A 23,974-nucleotide genomic window follows, 5' to 3' on the forward strand; every position below is an offset into this window, starting at 1 on the left:
CGCCTATTTATATATTTTGCCGCGGCTTAAAAAGGAGTGCTCACAGTGACAATCGAACCTTATTTTACGACGGGTCAACACAATCGTTTTTCAGAAATGGCCAAAGGCCTTCTCGGATCGGAGATTCTCAAGATCGCTTCCGACATTCGTGCTATGGTGGCCAAAGGGCAAAAAATCGGAAATCTCACCGTCGGCGATTTCAGTCCGGCGGAATTTCGTATTCCTCAGTTTATGGAAGACGCCATTCGCCGGCATTATGCCCAAGGACAAACCAACTATCCTCCTTCGGACGGTATGCTCGAACTTCGCAACGCAATCGTCGGTTTTTATAAAACATGGCTTGATGTAGAATATCCGGTTAAGTCTGTTCTCGTAGCCAGCGGTGCGCGACCATTGATCTACAGCCTTTTCCGTGCGATCGTGGACCCGGGCGACAAAGTCGTTTACCCTGTTCCGACATGGAATAACAATAATTTCGTTCAAATGCTCGGTGCACAGGGCGTTCCGGTACATTGTCATGAAGAGCATGCGTTTTTACCGACGGTGGATTTGCTGAAACCGCATTTGCACGATGCACGCCTGATATGCCTCAATTCACCGCTCAATCCGTCCGGCACGGCGTTTTCACGTCAGGAACTTGAGGCCATCTGCGACATGATCCTTGAAGAAAATAAACGCCGTACCATCGAAGACGCTTTGTATCTGATGTATGATCAGGTGTATTGGATGTTGACTTTCGGTAAAACAGAGCACTTCAACCCCGTACACCTTCGCCCGGAGATCGCTCCCTACACAGTGATGGTGGATGCGGTTTCCAAAGCGTTTGCCGCTACCGGTGTGCGTGTCGGATGGTGCGTCGGTCCTCCGGATATTATCGAACGTATGTCCGCCATACTCGGCCACGTCGGCGCGTGGGCACCACGTGCGGAACAAATGGCCACCGCTGAACTTCTCAACAATAAAGAAGAAATCGTCAAATACCACAGTGTCATGAAAGTAGGCGTGCAGGATCGGCTCAACGCTTTATACGAAGGCCTTTCCGCAATGGCCAAGGACGGTTTACCCATCAAAACGATCGTACCCATGGGCGCAATTTATCTTTCGGTACAATTCAATTTTCTTGGCCGCAAAAAACCGGACGGAACCGTATTCACCAATAGCGAAGAAATCCGCCAGTACCTTTTATTCGAATCACAAATCGGTGTGGTACCGTTTAAAGCTTTCGGATATCAGCATGATACGGGATGGTTTCGCCTGTCGGTTGGCGCCGTTTCCATGAAAGATATCGAAGAGGCGTTGCCGCGATTGCGTCGTATCTTAGAAAAATTAGTCTGACCGGTTTATGGATAAAAATAGTATGACCATCAAACCCGGTCTTGCGGCCCCCGAATTGCGCATTTCCGAATGGATACAGGGTACAGCAACCCCGCTTTCCGAATTACGAAGGCGTGTCGTAATTATCGAAGTATTTCAGGTCAATTGCCCGGGCTGTTTTCTCTACGGTTTACCCGAAATCTTGGAAATCGCAGCTAAACATAAAAACGAACCGCTTACCGTGATCGGTCTGGCAACGGCGTTTGAGGATTTTGACATCAATACCAAAGACAATCTTCAAAAACTTTTACAGACCGGTGAATTGGTCGGTGAAACGGCACGCGTCTTGAAAGAACATGACTGGGCAACCGATAACAAACTGCGTTACACGATTCCGATTCCCGTCGCAATGGATCGCCTGAGTGAAGGTTCACGCTTAGATACGGTTTCACAAATCGAACGCATCATCGAACGCGATATCACCAATTTTGACCGCCTCAGCTACGGGGAACAAGGACGTATCCGCGAATCCATATTGAAGTACTTAAATGAACGCACACTGGTTCCCGAAACATTTGATCTCTACAATCTCAGCGGGACACCCTCCAGTATTGTCATTGATAAAAAAGGCATCCTCCGCCATATCCAATTCGGCTCTACAGGAAATCTGGAAAAAATCATTCGGCCGCTGCTGACTGAATAAAAATCTCACGTTATAAAATCTTCTTCTAAGAACAGATCAAATTTGAAAATAGAGAAGCTATTCTGTCAAAAACTCATTGGAATAAAACAATGAAAACCATTGAAGAAGCATTTATCCATGAAGGATACTTAAGTATTCCTTTTTCTTACAATGGCGCCGGACACCCTATTATCAAAGTTACTGTTGCGAATGGTTTTCAAACCAACATTCTGCTTGATACGGGCGCCTCTGCTAATTTACTTGACTTAGAATTCGCAAAAGAAATCGGGCTCAACCCGACACCGACCGGTGAAAAAGGCGGCGGTGCCGGCGGACTCACGCTGGATGTATTCACCATTGATAACCTTACACTAGAAATCAACGGCAAACATCTTCAATTTACCGATTTCCTTTCGATGGATTTTACGACAATAAAACAATCCTTGATAACTAACGGTTTAGAAGCTGATTTTCATGGTATTCTGGGTTTTGGATTTTTTAAGAAAACTAAATGTTTTATAGATTACTCTTCAGATAGAATTTTTATTCAGAACAACTTTTATATCGAATGATATAGCCTTCGATTTACCGTTTTTTTTCGATATACTTCGACTGATTGAATTCCTTGAAGCTAAACGTATCATGATGTTTGTAGGCTATGTCATCAAACATATCACCCCATACATTTACCCATGACTTCACTTTACAGACCTCTTGGTAATACAGGATATACTTGCCATCCTTTAGGTTTCGGCAGCTATCGGATAAACGAGGACAATCCGGCGCATGAACGCGCGTTGCGTTCGTATATCCAGCACGGCGGCAATCTTATTGACACCAGCGCCAATTATGGCGATGGCGCTTCGGAGACATTGATCGGAAAAATCCTCAGCGATATCAATCGCAGCAAAATGATCGTAGTTTCCAAAGGCGGATACATTCAAGGGCAGAATCTTGCTTTGGCGCAAAAGCATGATTTTCCGGAAGTCATCAAAGTGCAGGATAATCTCTGGCACTGCATTCATCCTGAGTTTTTGGAAACACAGATTGCCCTCTCTCTCCAACGCCTGCAATGTGATTACATGGACATCTATCTCCTGCACAACCCGGAATATTTTATCAATCATCAATCCAATTTCGGTCCGCTTGACGACACGGTACATGAAGCGTTTTATCGTCGTGTGCGCAGAGCTTTCGAATACCTGGAGTCGCAGGTTGCCCTGGGACGTATCCGATACTACGGCATAAGCTCCAATAATTTCGGTTATCATGCGCAAGATCGCGCCCGCACGGACGTATCGCGCTGCTGGGCGATGGCAGAAGAAGTTTCACCCCATCATCATTTTCGTGTGGTACAAATGCCGATGAATCCGTATGAAGCAGGGGGCGCCATCTATCCCACGCAAAACGGTTTGACGCCGTTGGAATTTTGTATCAAACACAACATCGGTGTTTTAATCAATCGTCCTCTGAACGCTTTTTATGATAACCGACTTATTCGAATCGCCGACTATGTGACTCCCGGACAAAATAAACCGGATATTTCCACGCTTCGCGACGAAATGCAGCCCCTGATTAATCTTGAAAACGAATTTAAACTGCGCTTCAACGGTACCCCGTTTGGCGATGAAGAGCAGGGCCTTGTTTCTTATTTGCTGTATATCGCCGATGATCTTCCATCCAAAGAACATTGGAATACGGTGATAGACCGCTACATCGTACCGACGGTTACGCAATGGCTCCGCGATCAAAGTGCACTCTACAACGATAGTATCGTTTGGAATGCTTGGCAGGAAAATTTTGTCAAAGCCGTCAATCTCGCATTGGATCGCGTCGAAAAGTATGTCGCCTACAGCGATCAGAAAGTTTCCGATCGCGTCCGTCAAAGGCTCATGGATTCCGGTTATCCGTCAAGTGATGCGTCGTTGAGCCAAATGGCATTGTCGCTGCTCATACAAACGCACGGCGTCTCTTGTGTACTCAACGGGATGCGCACCGAATCGTACGTCAAAGATGCCATGGCCGCACTGAATTTGCCTGCGGTGGATGCCAAATATATTTTAGAACACTTTGATCAATCCATTCGCTAAATGAAAACGCTCAAGCTCAAGCCTACGGATGCAAATATCCGTAAAGCCGCGCGCATCCTACAGAAAGGCGGTTTGGTCGCACTGCCCACGGAGACGGTGTATGGTCTCGCAGCCAATGCGATGGACGCCAAGGCTGTTCGACGTATTTTCAAAGCGAAGGGAAGGCCTTCCGATAATCCATTGATCGTACACATCGCCGATCGCCGGATGCTCAGTACTTTGGTGGACACGATCCCGGAACACGCGCGGTTGCTCATGCGTCATTTTTGGCCAGGACCGCTTACACTTGTACTTCGGCACAATGGTGCATTACCCTTGACCGTAACCGCCGGTTTATCCACGGTCGCTGTACGTTTACCGGGACTTGCTTTGACACGAAGGATCATTCGCTTATCCGGCGTACCCCTCGCCGCGCCGTCGTCCAATCGCTCCGGGCGACCAAGCCCTACGCAATCCGAACATGTACTTCATGATCTTGACGGGCGCATTGAGGCCGTCATCGAAGGAGGCGTTTCCCGCGTCGGTATCGAATCTACAGTCGTAGATGTCACCGGAAAAATTCCGGTCATACTCCGCCCGGGCCATATCACGATTGAGGATATACGTCGTGTGTGCGGTCATGCCCGTTTGTCACACCACCGTCGGCATACCAGCGTACGTTCACCGGGTATGAAGTACCGTCATTATGCACCGGATACACCTGTACAAATCATCACACCAGAAAAAATCGAAGCCTATGCTAAACGCAACGCGCATCTTCGACTTGGTATCATGACCATGCGTCGCGGTTTGCATATACCCAATGCCACTGTGATTTATATCGGTAACACACCGACACGCGCTGCGCGGCATGTTTTCGCTGCATTGCGAAAATTAGACGGAAAAGTAGATCGTATTGTGTGTGAAGCATTGGAAGAAAAAGGGATCGGCCATGCCGTGATGAATCGCCTGAAAAAAGCAGCGAGTAAAAAATAAATTATACGACGGAGATAAATCATGCATCGGGAAGCAGCTTGGGCGCTTTTGTGCGAGTACACCAAAGGCGAAAGCCTTCGTAAACATGCTTTAGCCGTAGAATGTGCGGTTCGGGCTTATGCAGTAAAATTTGGCGAAGATGTTGAGTTGTGGAGTGTCACGGCGCTGTTGCATGATTTTGATTATGAGATGTTCCCGGATCCGGTTGCACCGAACGGACATCCCTACAAAGGAAACGAAATACTCAAAGACAAAGGTTACCCGGACGATGTGCGTCGTGCGATCATGTCCCACGCGGATTACACCGGTGTTTCGCGCGACTCTTTGCTGGAAAAAACTCTCTTTGCTTGTGATGAATTGGCCGGTTTCATAACCGCCGTTGCGTATGTTCGTCCCACAAAGTCGGTAAAAGAAGTCGAGGTAAAATCCGTTCGAAAGAAAATGAAAGACAAGGCCTTTGCGGCCAAAGTCAATCGCGATGATATTATCAACGGAGCGGCCGCACTCGGCATAGATCTGGATGAACATATCGCTTTTGTTATTAAAGCCATGCAAGATAATGCGGATTCGTTGGGATTATAGCGGATATTATTAAACGGGGTGATGACCCTTTGGTAAAACAGTGCGCATGGTTGTGCCTTTTCCAGTCTCCGATGACACATCAATATGTCCGCCATGTTTGTGGACGATACCGTATGCCTCCGATAAACCTAATCCCCTCCCCTGACCTACCGGGCGCGTCGTAAAAAACGGGTCAAATATTTTCTTAAGATCATCGGGTGCGATACCGACACCGTTATCCGTGATGACGATAGATATCCACGCCTGATCGTGCGCCAGAGCCGATGTCGTTTGTACGGAAATAACACCGGAACCAGAGCGAATCACCGCCTGCGTTTCAGCTTCCCGTATCGCCTGCACCGCATTGGTCAATACATTAAAAAACACCTGATTCATTTCAGAGGCGTTAACATGAGCAATACAATCTTCGCCCAGTGAGGTATCAATGCGAATGTCATTGTGTTGCTTGACAAACAAATCAATAATGCGGAGTAAATCCGCATTGATATCCGTTTCTTTGTAACCGCTTTCGCCGATACGGGCAAACTTTCGAAGGTTTTCGACAATATCACGGATGCGGCGCGAACCGGTAATACCATTGTTTATTTGCTCCAATAGTTCATGCATCCATCCGTGGGTTTCGGACGGAGAAGGAAGCGCTGTAGATTCGAGCGTATCACCACCTGCAGCATACCGGCGACGCATTTTTTCAACACTGTCTTTCAACCCTTCAAAGTTACCGTAAACGAAGGTTAACGGATTATTGATTTCATGTGCGATGCCGGCTGTCATTTGACCGAGCGAAGCCATTTTTTCAGATTGTACAAGTTGCGCCTGCGTGTCCCGAAGCCGCACGATCGTATCATTTAGTTCCTGATTGATCTTGGCCAGTTCACGTGCCTTTTCCAGTTCATGACGTTTGCGTTCATTTTGAATGCGTATGCGAACAAAAAGCATTAGGCTTAACACAACCAAACCCGTATAAACCGCATAAGCCCACCATGATTGCCACCAGGGCGGTGTGATACGAATAGTCAGGACACATGTATTTTCATTCCATATTCCATCGTGGTTAGTTGCGCGCACTTGGAATCGGTACGTACCGGGATCCAGATTGGTGTACGTTGCGATACGACGCCCGGCGTCGATATAATTCCAATCTTCGTCAAAGCCTTCCATTTTATAAGCGTACCTGTTTTTTTCAGGTTGCGTAAATGTCAATGCAGAGAATTTTAATCCGATTACCGATTCGCGATAGGATAAGACGAGCTCTTCCAATTCGGATATCGCTTTGGGAAGTATAAATCCGTTATACGATTTTCCCACTTCTACCGTTTGATTGAATAACTCCAGGCCGGTAATCACGACGGCAAATTTATCCGTATTATCTTTGATGCTGTCCGGATGAAAATAATCCAACCCATTAATTCCTCCGAAGTAAAACCATCCGTCGTGCGAACGAAAATACGCATTCTGATTGTATTCATTATTGGCTAAACCATCGGTCATATCATAGTTCCGAAATGACTCCGATTGCGGATCAAATCGTGCGATACCGTAATTGGTACTTAGCCAAAGACGACGTTGTGTATCTTCAAGGATCCCATATATAACATCACTGATCAAACCTTGCCGGTGATTGTATAGCCGCAGTGTGGACGAATCCGGATCCCATCTTTGCAAACCGACATCTGTACCGACCCACAAAACACCGTCATGATCTTCATAGATCGAACGAACACGATTTCGTGAGTGACTGGAGGATCGCGGTGTGTTTGTCGCGAAATCCAAATCTATAAACCGGCGCTCCGTGGGGGCAAATGATTTTAATCCCCCGGCGGTGCCAATCCAAAGTTTGCCATCGCGGCCTGTATGCAAAGCTAGCACAGGATCATTGGAAAAATAACCGGGTTCACCCAAGGCCGGTTGAACTCTCTCAAAATTTTTCTTCTTTTCATCAAAACGACAAAACCCGCCTCCGGTCGTACCAAACCACATAGTACCTTGTGCATCCTCAGCGATGGACCAGACACCATTATTGGGTAAAGAATTTTCTGACGAGGGATCATGTTTGTATATCGTAATCTTATTTGTCAATGAGTCCATGACGGCCAAGCCCGCTGCGCTTGTCCCTATCCACAAACGCCCTTTGGTGTCACGGCGAATGATACGGATACGGTTTTCCGGCAACGATGATGCTGCGCTCGGTTCAGACGTAAAAACAAAAATAGATCCTGTGCGCGAATCTAAACGATTTAGCCCTTTGAATGTTCCGAGCCACATCGTTCCATCCGTATCTTTCCAAATACTACGAACACGGTTATCCGAAATGGATGCCGAATTATGAGGGTCATGACGCATCGAACGAAAATCTTTTTTTCGTGTATCAAAAACATTCACTCCGCCGCTATATGTTCCTATCCACATACGTCCGGACCGATCACAAAAAAACGCATAGAGACTGTTGTCACCTAAACTTGTAGCATCCTTCGCATCGTATTTGTACGAACTCACAATACGGCCCGTACGATCAATCGTGCGAATACCGCTGCCAAATGTTCCGACCCATACCGTTTGATCGGTATTTTCCGTTAAAGCAAAAACGGCTCTGGACGTCAAGACCGAATCCTGCACGGATCGAAAACGCCCTTGCTCCTGATCGCTGCGATCAAGAATACTCAAACCGTTATACGTGCCAATCCACAACGTACCGTATTGATCTTCTATAATAGTGCGAATGCGATCATCCGCCAATGATGACGCATTACGAGAATCATGGCGATACACCTGCATCTGCATGGTTTGCGGATCCATACGATACAATCCGCCGCCAAAAGTACCGACCCATAGTTTTCCATCCTGCGTCGCACGAAGACTCATGATTTCATTGGATGCAAGCGAAGTATTGCTCGTATCATAAATCGTGAAGGCATGCGTAGTTTGATTAAGCATCGCTAGGCCACCACCAATCGTTCCAACCCATAATTTGCCGCGCGCATCTTCGGAGATGGCCCATACTCGACCGTGCGGAAGTGAACCGGGTTTACCTTTTCGTGGCGAATACCGAACAAATGATTGGCTTTGCCTGTCATAACAGTTAAGCCCGTCGCCATCCGTACCTATCCATAGTTTTCCGTTTCGGTCTTCATAGATTGTCTGAATCCAGTTATCTGAAATCGAAAGGCTATCTTGCGGATCATGACGAAATATTTTAAAACCGTATCCATCATAACGATTAAGCCCATCTTGAGTACCCAACCATATGAACCCCAGTTTATCCTGCAAAAGACAATGGACGGCGCTTTGCGATAAACCTTCTTCGATAGAAATACGCTTGAACGTGGCCTGTTGACTAAAAACAGAAACAGGTAAACCCGCCAAACTGAACATCATTCCTGCAACGGCAGAAAAGAAAACAAAAACCGAACTCCGTTTTTTGGAAGCAAAGGTCATCAATAAAACCCGTATGAGTAAAAGGAAATGCTGCGTAATTAAATGAAAACCAAGGCGGCTTAACTTAATTCAAACCAATAAGTATCGCTACTACATTTTGCATATAGTTTTTTGCAAATTGCTTTGAAGGGAATGCTTTATTATAGCGTGCATACCGAGGAGAGAACGTATTATCTATGCATCATCTTCCGGATACAGTTTTTGTACACACTCGGGACAGATGCCATGCGTCAACATAGCTTTTGTGTTCGCTTCAATATAATATTCTAACTGATTCCAATAGCCTTTATCATCGCGAATTTTTTTACACGATGCACATATCGGTAAAAGCCCGCTCAGCGTTTTGACTTCGCCCAAGGCCGCTTGCAATTCGGCAATCAGCTTTTCTCTTTCTTTTTCATGACGTTTACGTTCCATGATATCACGCGCAAACGTGATGATGTACTTTTTATCTTCATGCGTAAAAACGGATACCGACGCTTCAACATCTACAAAGTCGCCGCTCTTATTACGTATCTGGAAATCATACAACGAAGGTACTTCTTCGCCCAATGAGCGGCGACGACCATACTCCAAAAGCCTCGGCAAATCATGCGGTGCAGCCAATTCCGAAAGATGCAAACCCATCAATTCATCTGCGCTCGTTCGCCCAAACAGCCTTGCATAGGCCGTATTCATAAAAACAACTTTTTCGTTTTCTTCTACTAAAACACCGTCTCGTGAAGTTTCTAATATTTTGCGAATGTACATTTCACGGCGACGTGTTTCTTCGTCGGCAATCGTTTTTTCGTTTATCTGCGATTGCATATTCATAAGATGACGACGTAATTCCAATTGATCTTCTACCTGGTGCGCCAATGCGCGTAAAGCCTCTTTTTGTGCATCGCTCAGATCGCGCGGCTTATTATCTAAAACGCATAGTGAACCCAGCGCAAAACCGTCAAACGAAAAAAACGGCATGCCGGCATAAAACCGAAGTTGCGTCTCGCCGGTAACCAACGGATGATGTTTGAAACGTTTATCTTCGGACGCATCACGAACGATCAATAGTTCGTCGCCAAGAATCGTGTGAGAGCAAAATGCTACGTCGCGCGGTACGTGTACCGGCGGAAAACCTATCGATGATTTGACCCACTGACGATCGCTGTCTATCAATGTGATCATCGCGACCGGCGTCCCGCAGATATGGGAAGCCAAACGTGCCAAATCATCAAAACGTTGTTCCGACTCCGTATCCAAGATATGATACGAACGGAGACGTTTTACGCGTGCGTTATCGTGGGAGGTCTCTGTGGATTTCATCGTAGCAATATACGATGTTAATGTATTGAGAGGGAAGAAATCTTTTTATCACTCCAGTTCCACCATTTCAATTTTTCCGGTTCCCGGTCCGGGTGCGATGCATAATAAACGGCACAGCGAAAAACATATAACATACAGCGATCTACGATCTCGCCACGCCGTGTACAAAAGTCCTCATACAGTTTTTCCGGATTTTTTTTGGCTAATTCGCCTACGGAACGAAAGCCCATATCCCAAAAGTCTTGGGCTATACTTTTGCCCACGCCTGGGATTTGCATAAATTCACGTATTACGGATATTCTGTTCGTACGGTGTCGTGTTTTCATAACCGATCAAAACTGTATTGACCAACCGATCATATAACTCCGTCCGGGCATACGATACCGCTCGATCTCTTCGTATTGCGTATTCGTAATGTTTTGCACTGCTATATACACGCTACATTTGGGTACAAACTCCACGGAGAGTTTGCCATTCAAAACAAAAAAAGCGTCCGGTTCGCTCCCGGGATAAATGGAAACTTCACGAATGGCGCTGTTATAACGACCATTGAGATTAAGACTGACCGGCTCGTAGCCAGCGTCTATGTTAAAATTGAATGAATGTTTGGCTTTGTACGGCAGATCATGATTGCCTGAAGTATAACCGACATCGCGGGTTCCCGCATCTTTGGATATGTCCCGCGCATCAAGTAATGTATATCCCGCCGAAGCATTGAGATACTGTTTGTAAAAAACGTGGATGCTCGCTTCGACGCCGCGCATGCGGGCACGATTGAGATTGACGACTTTGTAATATCCTTGATACGCCACCGCCGTATCGGCAATATACGCGATCATGTTTTTGTATTCATTCCAGAATAGCGAAATATCGTACGATGTAAAATCTGTGATTTTAAATTTGGTCCCGACTTCAAACGACGCGTAGAGTTTTTCCGATTTGAGATTAGGGTTCTGATGAAAGTGCAAATTGCCACCCTGTTCGTATTTGATATAACGTTCGGCGATGGACGGGTTACGAAACGCCTGCGCTACCAAAGCACGAACCGACCAATCTTTTTGAATTTCATATACGGTTGAAACCTTAGGACTAAAATTACCCTCGCCATATCCATCGACAATTTTGTTGTAATCATAGCGAAGACCGAATGTCGTCGTGAGGCGATCGCTGAGTTTGATTTCATCTTGAGAATATGCGGCTACATTATACGCTGTATGTTTACCATACAATGTATTGGCCGGCCTTGCATCCACAAAATCCAGCTGCATTTCCATACCTGAAATCATGTAGTGCCGTTCGGACATATAATAGTCAAACTGTGTTACATTACCGATACGATGATTATTGATCGAAGTCTGGCGGATACGTTCGTTACCCATTCGGCTCGAATCTTTCCAAAACGTGTACTCGGAATTATTCGTGTAATAATAGAACCGCGATGAGTATTTCAATTCTGAAGTCGGTATCGAATAATAATATAAGTCCGTGCTAAATTCGCTCCGTTTCTGGCGATTATCCAGTTTTGCCGGTGCGACATGATACGGCTGTAAAAAACTGAGCCACGTGGCCGGATAGTCATTAGCCACATGATTATAATTCATTGCGAGTTGCAGATTTTTATTATTAGCAAAATGATACGCTGTTTTACCGTAAAGATTGATCATATCAAATTCTGTATTTTGACGATGGCCGTCGTTGTGGCGGTGACCAGCCTCGATAAGATACGATAAGTTACCGACGCGGCGACTATGTGCTACTTCGATTGTGTTAAATGCATTATACGCATCGTAACCGGTCCAGCCGGGAGCTTTCTCATAAAAACCATCTTCGGTATGAATCCGTGTCACAGCAACCGGTGACGGATTTTTAGTAATAACATTGATCACACCGCCCATTGCCGATGACCCATACAGCGAGGAATAAGCGCCTTTGACTACTTCAATACGCTCGATGGAGTTGGTCGGAACCAAATTCCACAACGCACCGCCGGATTCCGGGCTCAACGCAGGTCGTCCGTCTATAAGCAGCAGCACACGGTTGCCGACGCCTGCACCCGCCACTTCCGATGAGCCGCGAATCGAAACCGCCTGCACATTGGATCCCGAAGAGCGGGTCAATTGTACACTGGGCGCAGACTCAATCGCCTGATCAAAGGTCGAAATATTTTTTTTCTGCATCTCTTCGGCGGTGATCACACCGACGCTGGCCGGCGCCAAATTGGCTGTGGTCTCCTTACGTGTCGCCGACACGACGATCTCTTCAGATGTGATTTCCGAAACGGCCAAACGTACCTCTATATGCGTCGTTTCACCGGTTTTTACTTTCACATTATCTAAGGCTTTTTTTTCGTATCCGATATACGTTGCGACGATCGTATAGATCCCTTGGGGCACTTTGATTATTTTAAAAAAACCCTCCGCATCGGAAACGGCACCGAGTATAGTACCGGCCACAGCCACATTCGCATATGCCAGCGGTGCACCGGAATTTTCTTCTGTTACTCGACCGCTGATTACACCGATCGTTTTGTTCTCGGTCTCGTTACCATTACCGGCAAATATACTAGAACAACCAAAAAGAAAGATGATACCTATCCATCGAAACCATTTCATATCAAAACACCACTTTCATATCCAGCGTGTCTTCTCCGCGTTTTATTTTTACACTGGTCGTTTCGCCTTTTGTAAATTTTGACAACGCTTGCATGTATGTTTGGATATCAAAAACGACGTGCTCTCCGATTTGAACGATGACATCACCGGCTTTTAGACCTGCTACAGCCGCCGGTTTTCCGTCTGTGACACCATCCACCCGCATGCCGCCGGTAAACGCGTAATCCGGTAAAATACCAAGTGTTACTTTAAACCGGGGCGAATCACTTGCGGTAGAATTATTGCGCGTCGCCGTAAAGGCCAATTTAGGCATGGCTTCGACTTTTTCGATAATGCGCTGAATATACTCCAATACATCTTTTTGACCGTCATAATTTACTTTGTCGGCGTCATCGCTCGGTTTGTGATAATCCGGATGTGATCCTGTGAAAAAATGCAGTACGGGAATATTTTTCAAATAAAAACTGGTATGATCCGAGGGCCCAATGCCGCTGGAATCCGTTTTGATTTGAAAATCATGCGATGTATTACGAATAAGATTTTCTAATACCGGGCTTGTCCCCGTGCCATATATCATGAGACGTCGAGCCGAATCCAAACGTCCGATCATATCCATATTAATCATAAGATGGACTTTATTGAGATCAATGCTCGGATTGGCCGTAAACGCCTTTGATCCCAATAAACCAAGTTCTTCGCCGGAGAAGGCGATAAACAAAAAATTATATTTTTCTTTAATTTTGTTCTGCCTGTAAAAGCGAGCCAATTCAAGCAACCCTGCCGTTCCCGATGCATTATCATCAGCGCCGTTGTGAATTTTTCCTTCCGGGTTGGGATCAAGAGACCCGCCTTGCCGACCTAGCCCGAGGTGATCGTAGTGCGCGCCGATAATGATCGTATTTTCAGCGCTATTATTCAGATAAGCAATCACGTTATACGCGGATCGTACAGGTTGCGTAGTATCTATCGCCGCATGGGGATTACTGCTATTACGCGGGCGAAATTCAAACTTTTGAAGAAATCCGTTGTTGGCGCCGTACGCTGTTAAGCCATAGCGCTTAAATTCCGATGCTATGTAACCTCGTGCTTCGGCTTCACCCGGTTCGCCGGTTCCGCGACCTTCCATTTCATCACCGCTGAGTTTTTGGACATGCCGTCTCAGGATAGATGCGTCGATTTGTGCATATACCGGTTTAATCAAAAAAAACAAAGTTGATGCGATGAGACTGAGACGTAAAATTTTGTTACGAATGCGGCGCTTCATGATCAATCCTCCCAATCGGCGATAAATAAATTAGTATCTCGTGTTCCGTTATTATTACGATTGGACGAAAAAATCAAGCGTTTCCCGTCCGGCGAAAACATGGGAAATGCATTAAAGATGCTTTCGTGCGTAATGCGCTCCAGTCCGTTGCCGTCGAGATTGATCATATAAAGTTGAAAATCATAGCCGCGTTGGGAGTGATGATTGGATGAAAAAATTATTTTTTTTCCGGACGGGTGAAAAAACGGCGCCCAGTTGGCCTTACCAAGTTGGGTGATCTGCCGCAGATCCGAACCATCCACATTGCATGTATAGATTTCCATATTGGTCGGTGCAACCAAACCTTGACTCAAAAGCTCTTTGTACTCTTTGATTTCATCTTCAGTTTTAGGGCGTGAAGCACGGAAAACCAGTTTTTTCCCGTCCGGCGAAAAAAAGGCCCCGCCGTCGTAACCAAGATCGTGGGTGACTTGTTTGAGTTGCGAACCGTCGGTATTCATAGTCCAAAGTTCGAGGTCTCCGGAACGCGTACTGGTAAAAACAATCTTATCACCTTGCGGTGAAACCGTCGCTTCGGCATCATAACCCGGCGTTTGTGTCAATGGTTGTAAAATACGCCCCTCGGTATCGGCTACAAAAATGTCATACGTATCAAAAATCTGCCACAGATATTTGCGATCGCTGCGGGAGGGCGGCGGGGGCGGGCAATCCTTTCCGCCAAGATGCGTCGAAGCATAGACAATGCGCGTATCGCCTTTAAGAAAATAAGAACACGTCGTACGACCTAATCCTGTACTCAACTGTTTTGGTTTGTACATAGAATCGGCGCTTGCAATATCCATCATAAAAATCTGATCACAGGACATGCCCCACGCCGGATTATTGCTTTGAAAAGTCAACTTCTTTCCGTCAAAACTAAAATACGCTTCCGCATTGTCTCCGCCAAACGTCAATTGACGCAGGTTTTTAAGATGCTTCTCCGTTGACGGCGTTTGCGCCATCACTACGCCCGTAACCGTCAAAAGAACCCATCGCAACAGTGCACTCATTTTTTTCATCCCTGTTTCATATAAAGAAAAAAGGCACGTGACGACAAAAGAGTCATCGTGCCTTTTTTAAAAATCATATTTATATTAATGGAACCAGCTATTTACAAAACCAAAATCGGCTTTAAAATTGAGCGTCAATTCATCACCGGCTTCCACAGTAATTGCCGCCGGTGCAGGGTAATCGTAACCCGGGAAGTAGGGTGGTGCCGGAGCAATGTATATACCGTGGCTTACGCTATCCGGCATTTCCCAATGCACTCCGAGTGTTGCGGTTTTTTTGTCGGAGGAAACTGCACGGTTGGTACGAAATCCTACCGCCAACGCCGAGTATGTACCGGGTTCAACTTCAATTTCGTATTGATATGTCGAGTCACCGGCCACACGGGTAAAGACAACCGGATTATTGGCGTTGTATGGCGCACCATAAGGCACGCGACCGCCAGGACCGTTTTTCCATACAGAATCTGCAAAAATCGTAACTTCTACTTCACCGCTGTCTTCGTCAGCTTTGGTAAAACTACCGGATGCTTTCCATACGCTTACATTTTTGAAGGTTACGGTTCCTTTGATGGTAGCCGTTGTCGGCTTTTTGTCATCATCGCAGCCGGATAATATCATAATTCCTATGGCAAGGATGAGACTAAGTAATAACGTTTTTTTCATAAAATTGCCTTGTATAATGGTAGTAGGTTTAGTGACACTTGCAATATAGAGCCATAGAACACCTCTTGTCAATGCGACGAACCACCTTTTACAAATATATTACAAACAATGAGATATGATTAAAATTTTTAAATTCTATGACCAAAATCATGGTATTTTTTTAGTCCTTTTGTTGTGATTTTTTGTATGAAATCTTTACATTACATTTAAACTTTGGTACAGCGATCCCGTCTAATAGAACACCAGGAGAAGAGAATACCGACGCATGACGGATCAGGAAATCATAGCAATATTTCAATCAGCCGAAGGCGCGAAACGTGATCAGGTTTTCGGCGACATCGTGCATCGGTATCGAGAGAGACTGTATGCGATCATCATGGGTTTTACCAATGATCATGACGAAACAGATGACTTGCTTCAGGAAACATTTATCAAGGCGTATCAGCACTTGCATACATTTCGCGCCGAAAGTTCTTTGTACACATGGCTTTGTCGCATCGCAATCAATCTTTCGATTTCATATACGCGCAAAAGAAAATTGCGTCAGTTTTTCAGCGTAGATGCGATGGAAGAAATTTTACCATCCGGACAAGATGGGCCGGACGCGACAACGGAAAAAACGGAACTGCGAAAGCATATCAAAAGAGCCGTTGATCAGTTATCGGAAAAACAAAAAAAGGTTTTTATTTTGCGTTATTATGATGAACTCAGCCATGCTGAAATTGCACAAATAACCGGAAATTCCGAAGGAACAATCAAAGCCAATTTTTTTCATGCGATGAATAAAGTACAGGCGTATTTAGAAAAACATTATTTTGAAAAAGGAAAACCCCATGCGTGACGAATGGGTAGCTTACCACAAAAACAAATTGTCGCCGGACGCGCGACGCCGGTTTGACGAAAACCTAATTTCCGATCCCTCTGAAAACGAGGCCTTTCAGAAATTCAGTCGCGTTGCGGAAGCTTTAGAATCGGCTCGTCCGGTCACGCCTGAAGGATATTGGCGAAACTTCAACGTACACCTGATGGATAGGATCGCCGAAAAACGTAAACCCCGTTTTTCTTTTTCTTGGAAACTTGCCATTCCTGCGATAGCGACAGCCGCTTTGGCTGTTTTTTTCCTCGTTCCGCTTAACACAGACGACACAACGGCTGTGCATCCGGACGTGTGGAATGATTTAGCGTCTTCACTCGAATCCATGGAAACGTCCTCCGCGTTCGAGTCGGGCGCCGATATACAGATCGCATCCGAAGATGTCGAAGAAACAATGGTGACAGCCGACGAATGGCATGATTTTTCAAGTGCTCTGGAATCTATTCGTTTTTCAGTCAATGAAACCAACGCCGACGGCACGGTTTGGGATAAAAGCGCCAAAGAAGAATTACTCAAAACACTCGATCAAACATCTATAATCTAATAATTCAATCATAGGTATGCGCATGAAACTTTTTACGATCCTTGGTGTAACTCTGATTCTCGGGACTTCAGGTGTATCTCTGCACGCGCAGGAAGACGCTGAGTTCAAAGAACGGATCATCGAAATCAAAAAGAAGAAACTGCTCGAATCCCTTGCACTTTCTAAAGACAAGGAAAACCAGTTTCTCAAAGTGTATGACGAATATTTCGATAAGCGCCGCGACCTCAATCGCGAACGTAAGGCCGTTATGAAACGTATCGCTCATATGTCACAGCTTCAGGCGGATGACATTCAGGGCGATAAAGTGACCAAAGCTATCGAAGAGCTCGGTTATGTCGAACGTAAAATCGTAGATCAACGTCAACGCACCGTCGAACAGCTGCGCGGCACTCTGACTGAACCCGAATTAGCAAAATTTGTGATTTTCGAACAGAATTTCCCAATCCGCATGCGGGAAATGATCTTTGATATCCGCGCCCGGAAACATAAAGACAAGGACATGCGCATGTTTATACCGCCGGGCGAGGACGATTTATTGGATTAAATGAGGTAGGTCACAACTTATATTTTGGCAGGATAATATCGAGACACAAAAATTACCTTCGCACACTTAACTGAAGGAAATCGAAGCGTAGATGTAAACACAACATCAATCTACAATTCACCGTTTTACACCAAAAGCAAAATATCGGGATAAGTATAAAACTGTAATCTAAAACTTATTTCTTGTCGTTATGACAATCGTAACAACTCATTTCCTGCCACGCTTTATCCACATTAACCGGATGGCGGTAATTCAAACCCTGCATTGAAACCTCTTGTTTGTCATTTTCAAACTTCTGCGCAAGCAACGTGTGGCAAACATTACAATCCCGTGAAATCACTTTACCATCATCGCTTTTGTGTTTGCCGTCATGACAACGGAAACATCCTGCGGCATACATATGTCCTATATTATCCGGATAACCACGCCAGTCAGCACGCATTTCAGGAAAATAATTACGACTGTATATTTTTTGCGTTTCCTGTATCGCTTTATCCACCTTAGCGGATTGATGTTTAGAAATATCAGGATAATTTTGACTGTAAAAATCCCGTATCACAATCGCGATGCTGTCCATCGCTCGGGATGTAGATGTATAAGGTATCTCCAACGCTTTGATAGAAATGTTTTTGGCATACGGCAATGACGGATCAATCCAACCGAGCTGCATATATTGATTGACCTGATTAGCCGGATGGTTGTATTTATGGCTTGGACGATTGTGGCAATCTATACAATCCATGCGGCGCGTTTCATGGTTTTTCAACTCAGCTTCTGAAATTTTGTTCTCCGTGGATTGATATACAGTTTCTTTCCCCGTTTTTTTATCGCGAATACGGACCCATGGAATTTCCTGACGTTTGTGATCGGTAGAGACATAGTCCACTTCATTGGCAATATTCATGTGCCAGTGAATACCGTCGGTGTTACCGGACAGTTCATTGCCACCGCCGATGCGCATAAGTAAATTCAGCGTCCATTTGGTATTGTTCTCATCTGAAACGTAATACGTAAGGGCGCGTTGCTTTTCACTGAAAAAATGGCGTGGCCAGTGGCACTGTTCGCATGTTTGTTGTGCGGGACGCAGATTCTCAATGGGCGTCGGTATCGGTTTAGAAAATTTATTAAAAAGCACCGAATATACCTGATACGCACCGGAAATTTTAGCTTTAACAAACCATTCCGCACCGGAGCCTATGTGACACTCGGCACATGGGACGCGTGCATGCGGTGAATGCGCATAGGCCGTATATTCGGGGTGCATGACATTATGGCAAACTTCACCACAAAACTGTACCGAATCCGAATATTCTAAAACTTCCATACTGCCAAACGCCGATAAACCGAGCAAAATAATCGTTCCGAAAAAAAACACGGCGGTTGCGCGGCGATGACGCGGATCATTGAGGTCTATGTGTGGTAGATGTCCTTCGGAGGGTGTTCCGCGCGCAATACGTTTCTTTTCGCGCCATGCGCCATATGCAATCATCAATAAACCGAGTATCAGAAACGCCGGCGCTACCATGAAAGTAAAAATACCCATGTACGGATTGCTATGATCCGCCGTAAATTCGATAAGAAAAAGGAAAATAAAGACGGCAAAACTAGTAACCGACAATGCGGCGCCACTCATACTTACCATATTATAGAGTGACGGAGGAAATAATCGTCTCATAGTTCGGCTCCGTCAGTTTTTAGTATTATTGGTGTTATTATCATTGGCCGGAGCGTCGGTTTTAGTATCAGGTACATTTTCCTGCTCAACGCGAATGACTTCATCCTGAGGACGGTTAGCTTCTTCTGATTTTTTGATAGCTTCAAGTTCCAACGGATGTTCATGAGCCATTTCTTTTTCAGAGATTTTACCCGTTAACCAAGCTAAACTCATCGGATATACGTCAGGATTGAAAATGACAAAGTAAAAGTGCCATACGATGATCGCCAGTGTAGCCAAAATCGCTTCATAGAAGTGAATGATACGTGACACATCCCAGCCCAACTTGGTGATCATGTCAATGGACTGCACTTCAAACCAAAGAATTGTACCGGTCAAGGCCATCACGATCGTCCCCCACACCAAAGCCCAATATTCGCTCTTTTCGACATAACTGAAGCGACCCAAGCGTGGTTTGTCTTTACTTATACCAAGATTATATTTGAGAATACCGACAGCATCAGCCCAATCTTTTTTACAGAACCACAGATCTTTGACCAACTGGCGTCCGCGCACCGTAAAAATGATATACCAGAGATGGTACAAACTTACGACAACCATCGCGATACCTGCAACGCGGTGCAATATACTGCGTGCCTCAAAGGCATATTCGCTAAGGCTACGGATGCCAACTACCCACCATGCATCGGGATACCGCAGCATAAAGCCGGTAATCACAAGCATTATGAAACTCAAAGCCATCGTGCCGTGCTGAAGTCGCTCAGAAGCCGTCATGCGAACATACAGACCCCGACCATGATGTTCTTCTTCATGCAGTTCTCCGCGTTGAATGGCCAGCTTACGACGCACTTTACGATGGATATCTATGATATTGTGCAGAGCCATACCGCCGACAACCACGAAAATTAAAATCAGATAAATCGTAGCCACATACCAAAGTAACGGATCATCCGCTTTCTTTTCTTCGGAAGAGTGCACCGACCCGATTGTAAAACGATCGCCGGCACCCGGGTGACACTTGCCGCACGTTTTGACTAAATTGGCTTTTGAAATCGTGGAAGTCGAATCTTTAGCTTGTTTGATATTATGTGCACCGTGACAACTTGCGCAGTTGACGACTTCCAATGCCCCGCCGCGTACCGATAGACCGTGATAACTATCGGAGAATGTTTGAAAACGATCCGAAGCGATACCATATTTTTTCGATAGCTTTACCGATGCATGGCAGGTACCGCACACTTGCTGCGAAACATTGCGAGACGATACCGGCGACTTAGGATCATCGTGTTTTAAAATATCGTGTTCACCGTGACAGTCCGTACAACCCGGCGCATCCTTACTGCCTTTGTGCAACATATTTCCATGAATACTGCTATTATAGTCATTGGCAATATCTTTATGACATTTCGCGCATGTTTCGGGAATATGCATTTTGTTGACGGGCGAATTATCTACGATGGCCTTATTCATCGTGTGACTGCCGTGGCAATCTACACAGTTGGCCGCCTCCGCTTTTCCATTTTTTAAAGCCTGACCGTGTACGCTTTTTTCAAAACTGCGAACAAACTGCGCACCGAGCAATGTTTTCGATGAAACTTCCTGATTATCCACGTGACAACTCATACATACCTTGGCTTGCGCCACTTTGAGTTGTAGCGAATCCATGCCCGCTGCGATGTGCGTAATATTGCTGGAGTGACATTGGATACAAGTCGGCGCATTTTTATCGCCACGCTTTTGCGCTTCGGCATGAGCGGAATGAATAAAATCTTCTTTTACATCCTTGTGGCACGAACCGCAACCATTGACCAGATTATCTTTATGAAAAATATTTCCCGGTACTTTTGTCGAAGCCACGTCGTGTGTGCCGTGACATGTTTTACAGTTGGCATCATCGCTCCACCCTGTACCTTTGGTTGCCATGATATTGGGGTGAAATGCATGTTTGGTTAATTCTTTATTATGGCAGGAAACACAATTCACCGGCGTGATTTTTTCTTTGTGCGGAATTTCTTCCGGATCAAATCCGGTATGGCACGCGATACAGTTGACTTTAGCGTGTGCCGATTTACCTCGGATTTTTTCATCCACAAAAAGCGAAATCTTTTTACCCGCCTTTTTTTTGCTGAGCGACTCGTCGGAGTGGCATTCCATACAATCATCGTTGGACTGAGCCTTGAGCGAAAAGCCAGCGAATAAAAAAATCACGGTAAGAATGGTGTTTAAAATACGGCGTGAGAAAACCATAACATGCCTGCTGTCTTTATATTTCAGAATGGATTTTTATGATTACCAAACTACCGTTTTTTATAACGGCAGCTGTTTTTCCAGTACAGGCTGTTTTCCGATTTGTAAAGTTCAATACGTAGTAAACGGCCTGTTTTTTATAAAAAAAAGAATCTGGCCAAAACGGGTTCGGCCAGATTCTTATATCGCATATATATGAACTGTACGGGTTATTGTTTCGTTTTCTGTTCGACCAACCACGCGGCTAATGTCTTCAGTTCGTCTTCCGTACCTTTGAACTTTTTCATGTGTTTTTTGCCGTTGATGGCTTCAAGTTTTTGAAGATACTTGGCAATAAACTCAGCATCTTTTTCAAGACCGACGCCGGAAAGATCAGGAGCTTTGTTTTCCTCCGCTTCTTCGCCTTCGGCTTTTTTAGCTTCGATACCTATGTTTTTGACCGCATGGCACGACATACATTTATTGGCTTCAAAAATAGCCTTTCCGTCCGCAGGTTTGGCCTCTTGTGCATTGATTTGCGCTACATTTACAAACATTACTAATAAACCAAAAGCGGCGATAAATATGAGTTTTTTCATAGTATTGCAAACTCCTCTTAAATGTTTTTCTATCAATTAAATATACATTAGTTTCATTGTTCACAGTCATACTATGTAAAAATTATGTAAAGAAACATGATTTTCGTCATCTTGATAATTTTTGGTATATCTCGTAAGTGCTTAAAAATAAATCGGCTACAGCGAATCTGTAGCCGGATAGGATGGCTAAATGTATGCAAATAATGAAACAGTAACCGATTATTCTTTCGTTTTTAACTCAGCAAGCCACGACGCCAACATTTTAAGTTCCTCTTCAGTACCTTTAAATTTTTTCATGTGTTTTTTACCTTCGATCGCTTCGAGCTTCTGAAGGTATTTTACTATAAAATCAGCATCTCGTTTTAACCCTACACCGGATAGATCGGAACCTTTGTTGTCTCCGGCGTCTTCGCCTTCGGCTTTTTTAGCTTCGATGGCCATGGATTTGATAGCATGACATGATTCACATTTAAAGGACAGAAATACCGCTTTACCGTCCGCCGGTTTAGCTTCTTGCGCATAAGCCTTGGAAGACAACATAAGAATCGTTGCAAAAAAAGCGATCGCGAAAGCAACTATACTTTTCATAACACTCCTTGATAAGTATTGATTAATCCGCCACACATGTCCTATGCACGCGACGCCCGTGCGGCGTAGTGAGAATAATTCATTTTATTGTGTCGTGCGAAGTCTGAAAATAAATGGATACGAAATCCACACTTTGACCGGGCGATTACCATTGATTGCCGGTTTGAAACGCGCCTGCGACAAAGCATTCACCGCGGCTTCTTTAAACATATCATCGCCCTGAATGTAAACAACTTTGACAACGACTCCTTCTTCGTTAACCAATGCTTTCAAAAAAACTTTACCTTCAATACCGGCCTGACGAGCAATTTCAGGATATTCGGGTATTACTTTAGCCAATAATATCGGCGCTTGTTCGACCGGGATAAATTCGTCCATTCCGGGTTCATCGGAACTTTCATTGAGTCCGCGAAGCGATTCACTAATATCTACTTTTATTTCGCCTTCGCCGGCATTACCCAGCGAAAAGGACGAAGCGGCGATATTGGTCTTAATTTCTTCCTGAGTTTGTAACGTAACATCCGAGGGAGCTTCCGCATCTGGCACGACGATGGGAATTCCCGCTATTACCTTTGGTATTTCGTTCATTTGAACATCCACCTTGACTGGTTCGGCCGTTTTTTCAAGCGGTGCCGCGCTTGTAAGCTCATTGGCATCCACAAAACGAACCGTACGCATGGATATATCTTCTTTGAGAAGAACAGCGCTTACATAGTATGAAGTAATAAGTGCCGCATGTAACACAAACGCTATCGAAAGACCCTTCCACAGATTGATGCTGCTGATGTGGATTAGAAAATTACGGCCCGAGTCCGGGTGAAGTCCAAATCCTTCAAGACTTTCCAAATTGATGACTTTTACATTCATCATAGAGCCGATCACCTCCTGCTACAAGGTAAAACGCAAAAGGCATAGAGAAAATGCCCGACGTCATCAGCTGTTTTGACTTATGTCAAAGA

General features: G+C 45.1%; 21 protein-coding genes. 9 read left to right on the plus strand and 12 right to left on the minus strand.

Going from position 1 to position 23,974, the window contains the following annotated elements; genetic code table 11:
• Positions 1-96: 96 nt before the first annotated feature.
• From HUU58_05430 to HUU58_05455, 6 genes are all read left to right on the plus strand, one after another.
• Positions 97-1,335, plus strand: a complete 1,239-nt coding sequence (locus HUU58_05430) for an aminotransferase class I/II-fold pyridoxal phosphate-dependent enzyme (GenBank protein ID NUN45105.1) — start codon at positions 97-99, stop codon at positions 1,333-1,335.
• 22 nt (positions 1,336-1,357) lie between these two features.
• Positions 1,358-2,017: a TlpA family protein disulfide reductase gene (locus HUU58_05435; protein NUN45106.1), complete on the plus strand. Its 660-nt coding sequence runs from the start codon at positions 1,358-1,360 to the stop codon at positions 2,015-2,017.
• Between the two features lie 89 nt (positions 2,018-2,106).
• Positions 2,107-2,568, plus strand: a complete 462-nt coding sequence (locus HUU58_05440; GenBank protein NUN45107.1) for a retropepsin-like domain-containing protein — start codon at positions 2,107-2,109, stop codon at positions 2,566-2,568.
• 120 nt (positions 2,569-2,688) lie between these two features.
• The gene (locus HUU58_05445; protein ID NUN45108.1) at positions 2,689-4,086 is read left to right on the plus strand and encodes an aldo/keto reductase; all 1,398 of its coding nucleotides are present in this window, start codon (positions 2,689-2,691) and stop codon (positions 4,084-4,086) included.
• Entirely contained in the window at positions 4,087-5,061 is a 975-nt protein-coding gene (locus tag HUU58_05450; GenBank protein ID NUN45109.1) for a threonylcarbamoyl-AMP synthase, read from the plus strand. It abuts the gene before it with no gap.
• A gap of 21 nt (positions 5,062-5,082) precedes the next feature.
• On the plus strand, positions 5,083-5,643 hold the full coding sequence (locus tag HUU58_05455) for an HDIG domain-containing protein (GenBank protein ID NUN45110.1): 561 nt from the start codon (positions 5,083-5,085) through the stop codon (positions 5,641-5,643).
• A gap of 9 nt (positions 5,644-5,652) precedes the next feature.
• On the opposite strand, the gene HUU58_05460 is transcribed toward HUU58_05455, so the two are convergent.
• The 7 genes from HUU58_05460 to HUU58_05490 all read right to left on the minus strand — a co-directional run bounded on the left by HUU58_05460 (position 5,653) and on the right by HUU58_05490 (position 15,965).
• On the minus strand, positions 5,653-9,075 hold the full coding sequence (locus tag HUU58_05460) for a hypothetical protein (GenBank protein NUN45111.1): 3,423 nt from the start codon (positions 9,073-9,075) through the stop codon (positions 5,653-5,655).
• Between the two features lie 174 nt (positions 9,076-9,249).
• On the minus strand, positions 9,250-10,377 hold the full coding sequence (locus HUU58_05465) for a PAS domain S-box protein (GenBank protein ID NUN45112.1): 1,128 nt from the start codon (positions 10,375-10,377) through the stop codon (positions 9,250-9,252).
• Positions 10,378-10,394: 17 nt separating this feature from the next.
• Positions 10,395-10,703 carry a helix-hairpin-helix domain-containing protein gene (locus tag HUU58_05470; protein NUN45113.1) on the minus strand — a complete coding sequence of 103 codons (309 nt, stop codon included), beginning with the start codon at positions 10,701-10,703 and terminating at the stop codon, positions 10,395-10,397.
• Positions 10,704-10,709: 6 nt separating this feature from the next.
• The gene (locus HUU58_05475; GenBank protein NUN45114.1) at positions 10,710-12,989 is read right to left on the minus strand and encodes a TonB-dependent receptor; all 2,280 of its coding nucleotides are present in this window, start codon (positions 12,987-12,989) and stop codon (positions 10,710-10,712) included.
• A 1-nt stretch (position 12,990) separates the two neighbouring features.
• Entirely contained in the window at positions 12,991-14,253 is a 1,263-nt protein-coding gene (locus HUU58_05480) for a M20/M25/M40 family metallo-hydrolase (protein ID NUN45115.1), read from the minus strand.
• 2 nt (positions 14,254-14,255) lie between these two features.
• Positions 14,256-15,302, minus strand: coding sequence for a PD40 domain-containing protein (locus HUU58_05485; protein NUN45116.1), 1,047 nt, complete (start codon positions 15,300-15,302; stop codon positions 14,256-14,258).
• An 84-nt stretch (positions 15,303-15,386) separates the two neighbouring features.
• Entirely contained in the window at positions 15,387-15,965 is a 579-nt protein-coding gene (locus tag HUU58_05490; protein ID NUN45117.1) for a hypothetical protein, read from the minus strand.
• A gap of 265 nt (positions 15,966-16,230) precedes the next feature.
• Between HUU58_05490 and HUU58_05495 the strand changes: the two genes are divergently transcribed.
• From HUU58_05495 to HUU58_05505, 3 genes are read left to right on the plus strand one after another with little or no spacing between them, the layout of a single operon-like run.
• The gene (locus HUU58_05495) at positions 16,231-16,806 is read left to right on the plus strand and encodes an RNA polymerase sigma factor (GenBank protein NUN45118.1); all 576 of its coding nucleotides are present in this window, start codon (positions 16,231-16,233) and stop codon (positions 16,804-16,806) included.
• Complete coding sequence (locus tag HUU58_05500; protein ID NUN45119.1) at positions 16,799-17,383, plus strand: hypothetical protein; 585 nt, start codon at positions 16,799-16,801, stop codon at positions 17,381-17,383. The genes HUU58_05495 and HUU58_05500 overlap by 8 nt, the downstream gene beginning before the upstream one ends.
• 22 nt (positions 17,384-17,405) lie before the next feature.
• A complete protein-coding gene (locus HUU58_05505; GenBank protein NUN45120.1) occupies positions 17,406-17,927 on the plus strand; it encodes a hypothetical protein in 522 nt (173 codons plus the stop codon).
• A 175-nt stretch (positions 17,928-18,102) separates the two neighbouring features.
• On the opposite strand, the gene HUU58_05510 is transcribed toward HUU58_05505, so the two are convergent.
• The 5 genes from HUU58_05510 to HUU58_05530 form a co-directional block, all read right to left on the minus strand.
• Complete coding sequence (locus HUU58_05510; GenBank protein NUN45121.1) at positions 18,103-19,602, minus strand: NapC/NirT family cytochrome c; 1,500 nt, start codon at positions 19,600-19,602, stop codon at positions 18,103-18,105.
• 12 nt (positions 19,603-19,614) lie between these two features.
• A complete protein-coding gene (locus HUU58_05515) occupies positions 19,615-21,849 on the minus strand; it encodes a cytochrome b/b6 domain-containing protein (GenBank protein NUN45122.1) in 2,235 nt (744 codons plus the stop codon).
• Positions 21,850-22,058: 209 nt separating this feature from the next.
• Positions 22,059-22,427 (minus strand): cytochrome c, encoded by a 369-nt coding sequence (locus HUU58_05520; protein NUN45123.1) that lies wholly within the window; start codon positions 22,425-22,427, stop codon positions 22,059-22,061.
• 219 nt (positions 22,428-22,646) lie between these two features.
• Positions 22,647-23,015 (minus strand): c-type cytochrome, encoded by a 369-nt coding sequence (locus HUU58_05525; GenBank protein NUN45124.1) that lies wholly within the window; start codon positions 23,013-23,015, stop codon positions 22,647-22,649.
• A gap of 84 nt (positions 23,016-23,099) precedes the next feature.
• Positions 23,100-23,885, minus strand: a complete 786-nt coding sequence (locus HUU58_05530; protein NUN45125.1) for an energy transducer TonB — start codon at positions 23,883-23,885, stop codon at positions 23,100-23,102.
• Positions 23,886-23,974: the final 89 nt, after the last annotated feature.

The organism is bacterium, from assembly GCA_013360215.1.
Lineage (GTDB): Bacteria > CLD3 > CLD3 > SB21 > SB21 > JABWCP01.

What these genes read in the sequence shown, in the direction of transcription:
- HUU58_05430 (NUN45105.1), top strand. Translation starts at nt 97, where the DNA reads ATGGCCAAAGGCCTTCTCGGATCGGAGATTCTCAAGATCGCTTCCGAC.
- HUU58_05435 (NUN45106.1), top strand. Translation starts at nt 1,358, where the DNA reads ATGACCATCAAACCCGGTCTTGCGGCCCCCGAATTGCGCATTTCCGAA.
- HUU58_05440 (NUN45107.1), top strand. Translation starts at nt 2,107, where the DNA reads ATGAAAACCATTGAAGAAGCATTTATCCATGAAGGATACTTAAGTATT.
- HUU58_05445 (NUN45108.1), top strand. Translation starts at nt 2,689, where the DNA reads ATGACTTCACTTTACAGACCTCTTGGTAATACAGGATATACTTGCCAT.
- HUU58_05450 (NUN45109.1), top strand. Translation starts at nt 4,087, where the DNA reads ATGAAAACGCTCAAGCTCAAGCCTACGGATGCAAATATCCGTAAAGCC.
- HUU58_05455 (NUN45110.1), top strand. Translation starts at nt 5,083, where the DNA reads ATGCATCGGGAAGCAGCTTGGGCGCTTTTGTGCGAGTACACCAAAGGC.
- HUU58_05460 (NUN45111.1), bottom strand. Translation starts at nt 9,075, where the DNA reads ATGACCTTTGCTTCCAAAAAACGGAGTTCGGTTTTTGTTTTCTTTTCT.
- HUU58_05465 (NUN45112.1), bottom strand. Translation starts at nt 10,377, where the DNA reads ATGAAATCCACAGAGACCTCCCACGATAACGCACGCGTAAAACGTCTC.
- HUU58_05470 (NUN45113.1), bottom strand. Translation starts at nt 10,703, where the DNA reads ATGAAAACACGACACCGTACGAACAGAATATCCGTAATACGTGAATTT.
- HUU58_05475 (NUN45114.1), bottom strand. Translation starts at nt 12,989, where the DNA reads ATGAAATGGTTTCGATGGATAGGTATCATCTTTCTTTTTGGTTGTTCT.
- HUU58_05480 (NUN45115.1), bottom strand. Translation starts at nt 14,253, where the DNA reads ATGAAGCGCCGCATTCGTAACAAAATTTTACGTCTCAGTCTCATCGCA.
- HUU58_05485 (NUN45116.1), bottom strand. Translation starts at nt 15,302, where the DNA reads ATGAGTGCACTGTTGCGATGGGTTCTTTTGACGGTTACGGGCGTAGTG.
- HUU58_05490 (NUN45117.1), bottom strand. Translation starts at nt 15,965, where the DNA reads ATGAAAAAAACGTTATTACTTAGTCTCATCCTTGCCATAGGAATTATG.
- HUU58_05495 (NUN45118.1), top strand. Translation starts at nt 16,231, where the DNA reads ATGACGGATCAGGAAATCATAGCAATATTTCAATCAGCCGAAGGCGCG.
- HUU58_05500 (NUN45119.1), top strand. Translation starts at nt 16,799, where the DNA reads ATGCGTGACGAATGGGTAGCTTACCACAAAAACAAATTGTCGCCGGAC.
- HUU58_05505 (NUN45120.1), top strand. Translation starts at nt 17,406, where the DNA reads ATGAAACTTTTTACGATCCTTGGTGTAACTCTGATTCTCGGGACTTCA.
- HUU58_05510 (NUN45121.1), bottom strand. Translation starts at nt 19,602, where the DNA reads ATGAGACGATTATTTCCTCCGTCACTCTATAATATGGTAAGTATGAGT.
- HUU58_05515 (NUN45122.1), bottom strand. Translation starts at nt 21,849, where the DNA reads ATGGTTTTCTCACGCCGTATTTTAAACACCATTCTTACCGTGATTTTT.
- HUU58_05520 (NUN45123.1), bottom strand. Translation starts at nt 22,427, where the DNA reads ATGAAAAAACTCATATTTATCGCCGCTTTTGGTTTATTAGTAATGTTT.
- HUU58_05525 (NUN45124.1), bottom strand. Translation starts at nt 23,015, where the DNA reads ATGAAAAGTATAGTTGCTTTCGCGATCGCTTTTTTTGCAACGATTCTT.
- HUU58_05530 (NUN45125.1), bottom strand. Translation starts at nt 23,885, where the DNA reads ATGATGAATGTAAAAGTCATCAATTTGGAAAGTCTTGAAGGATTTGGA.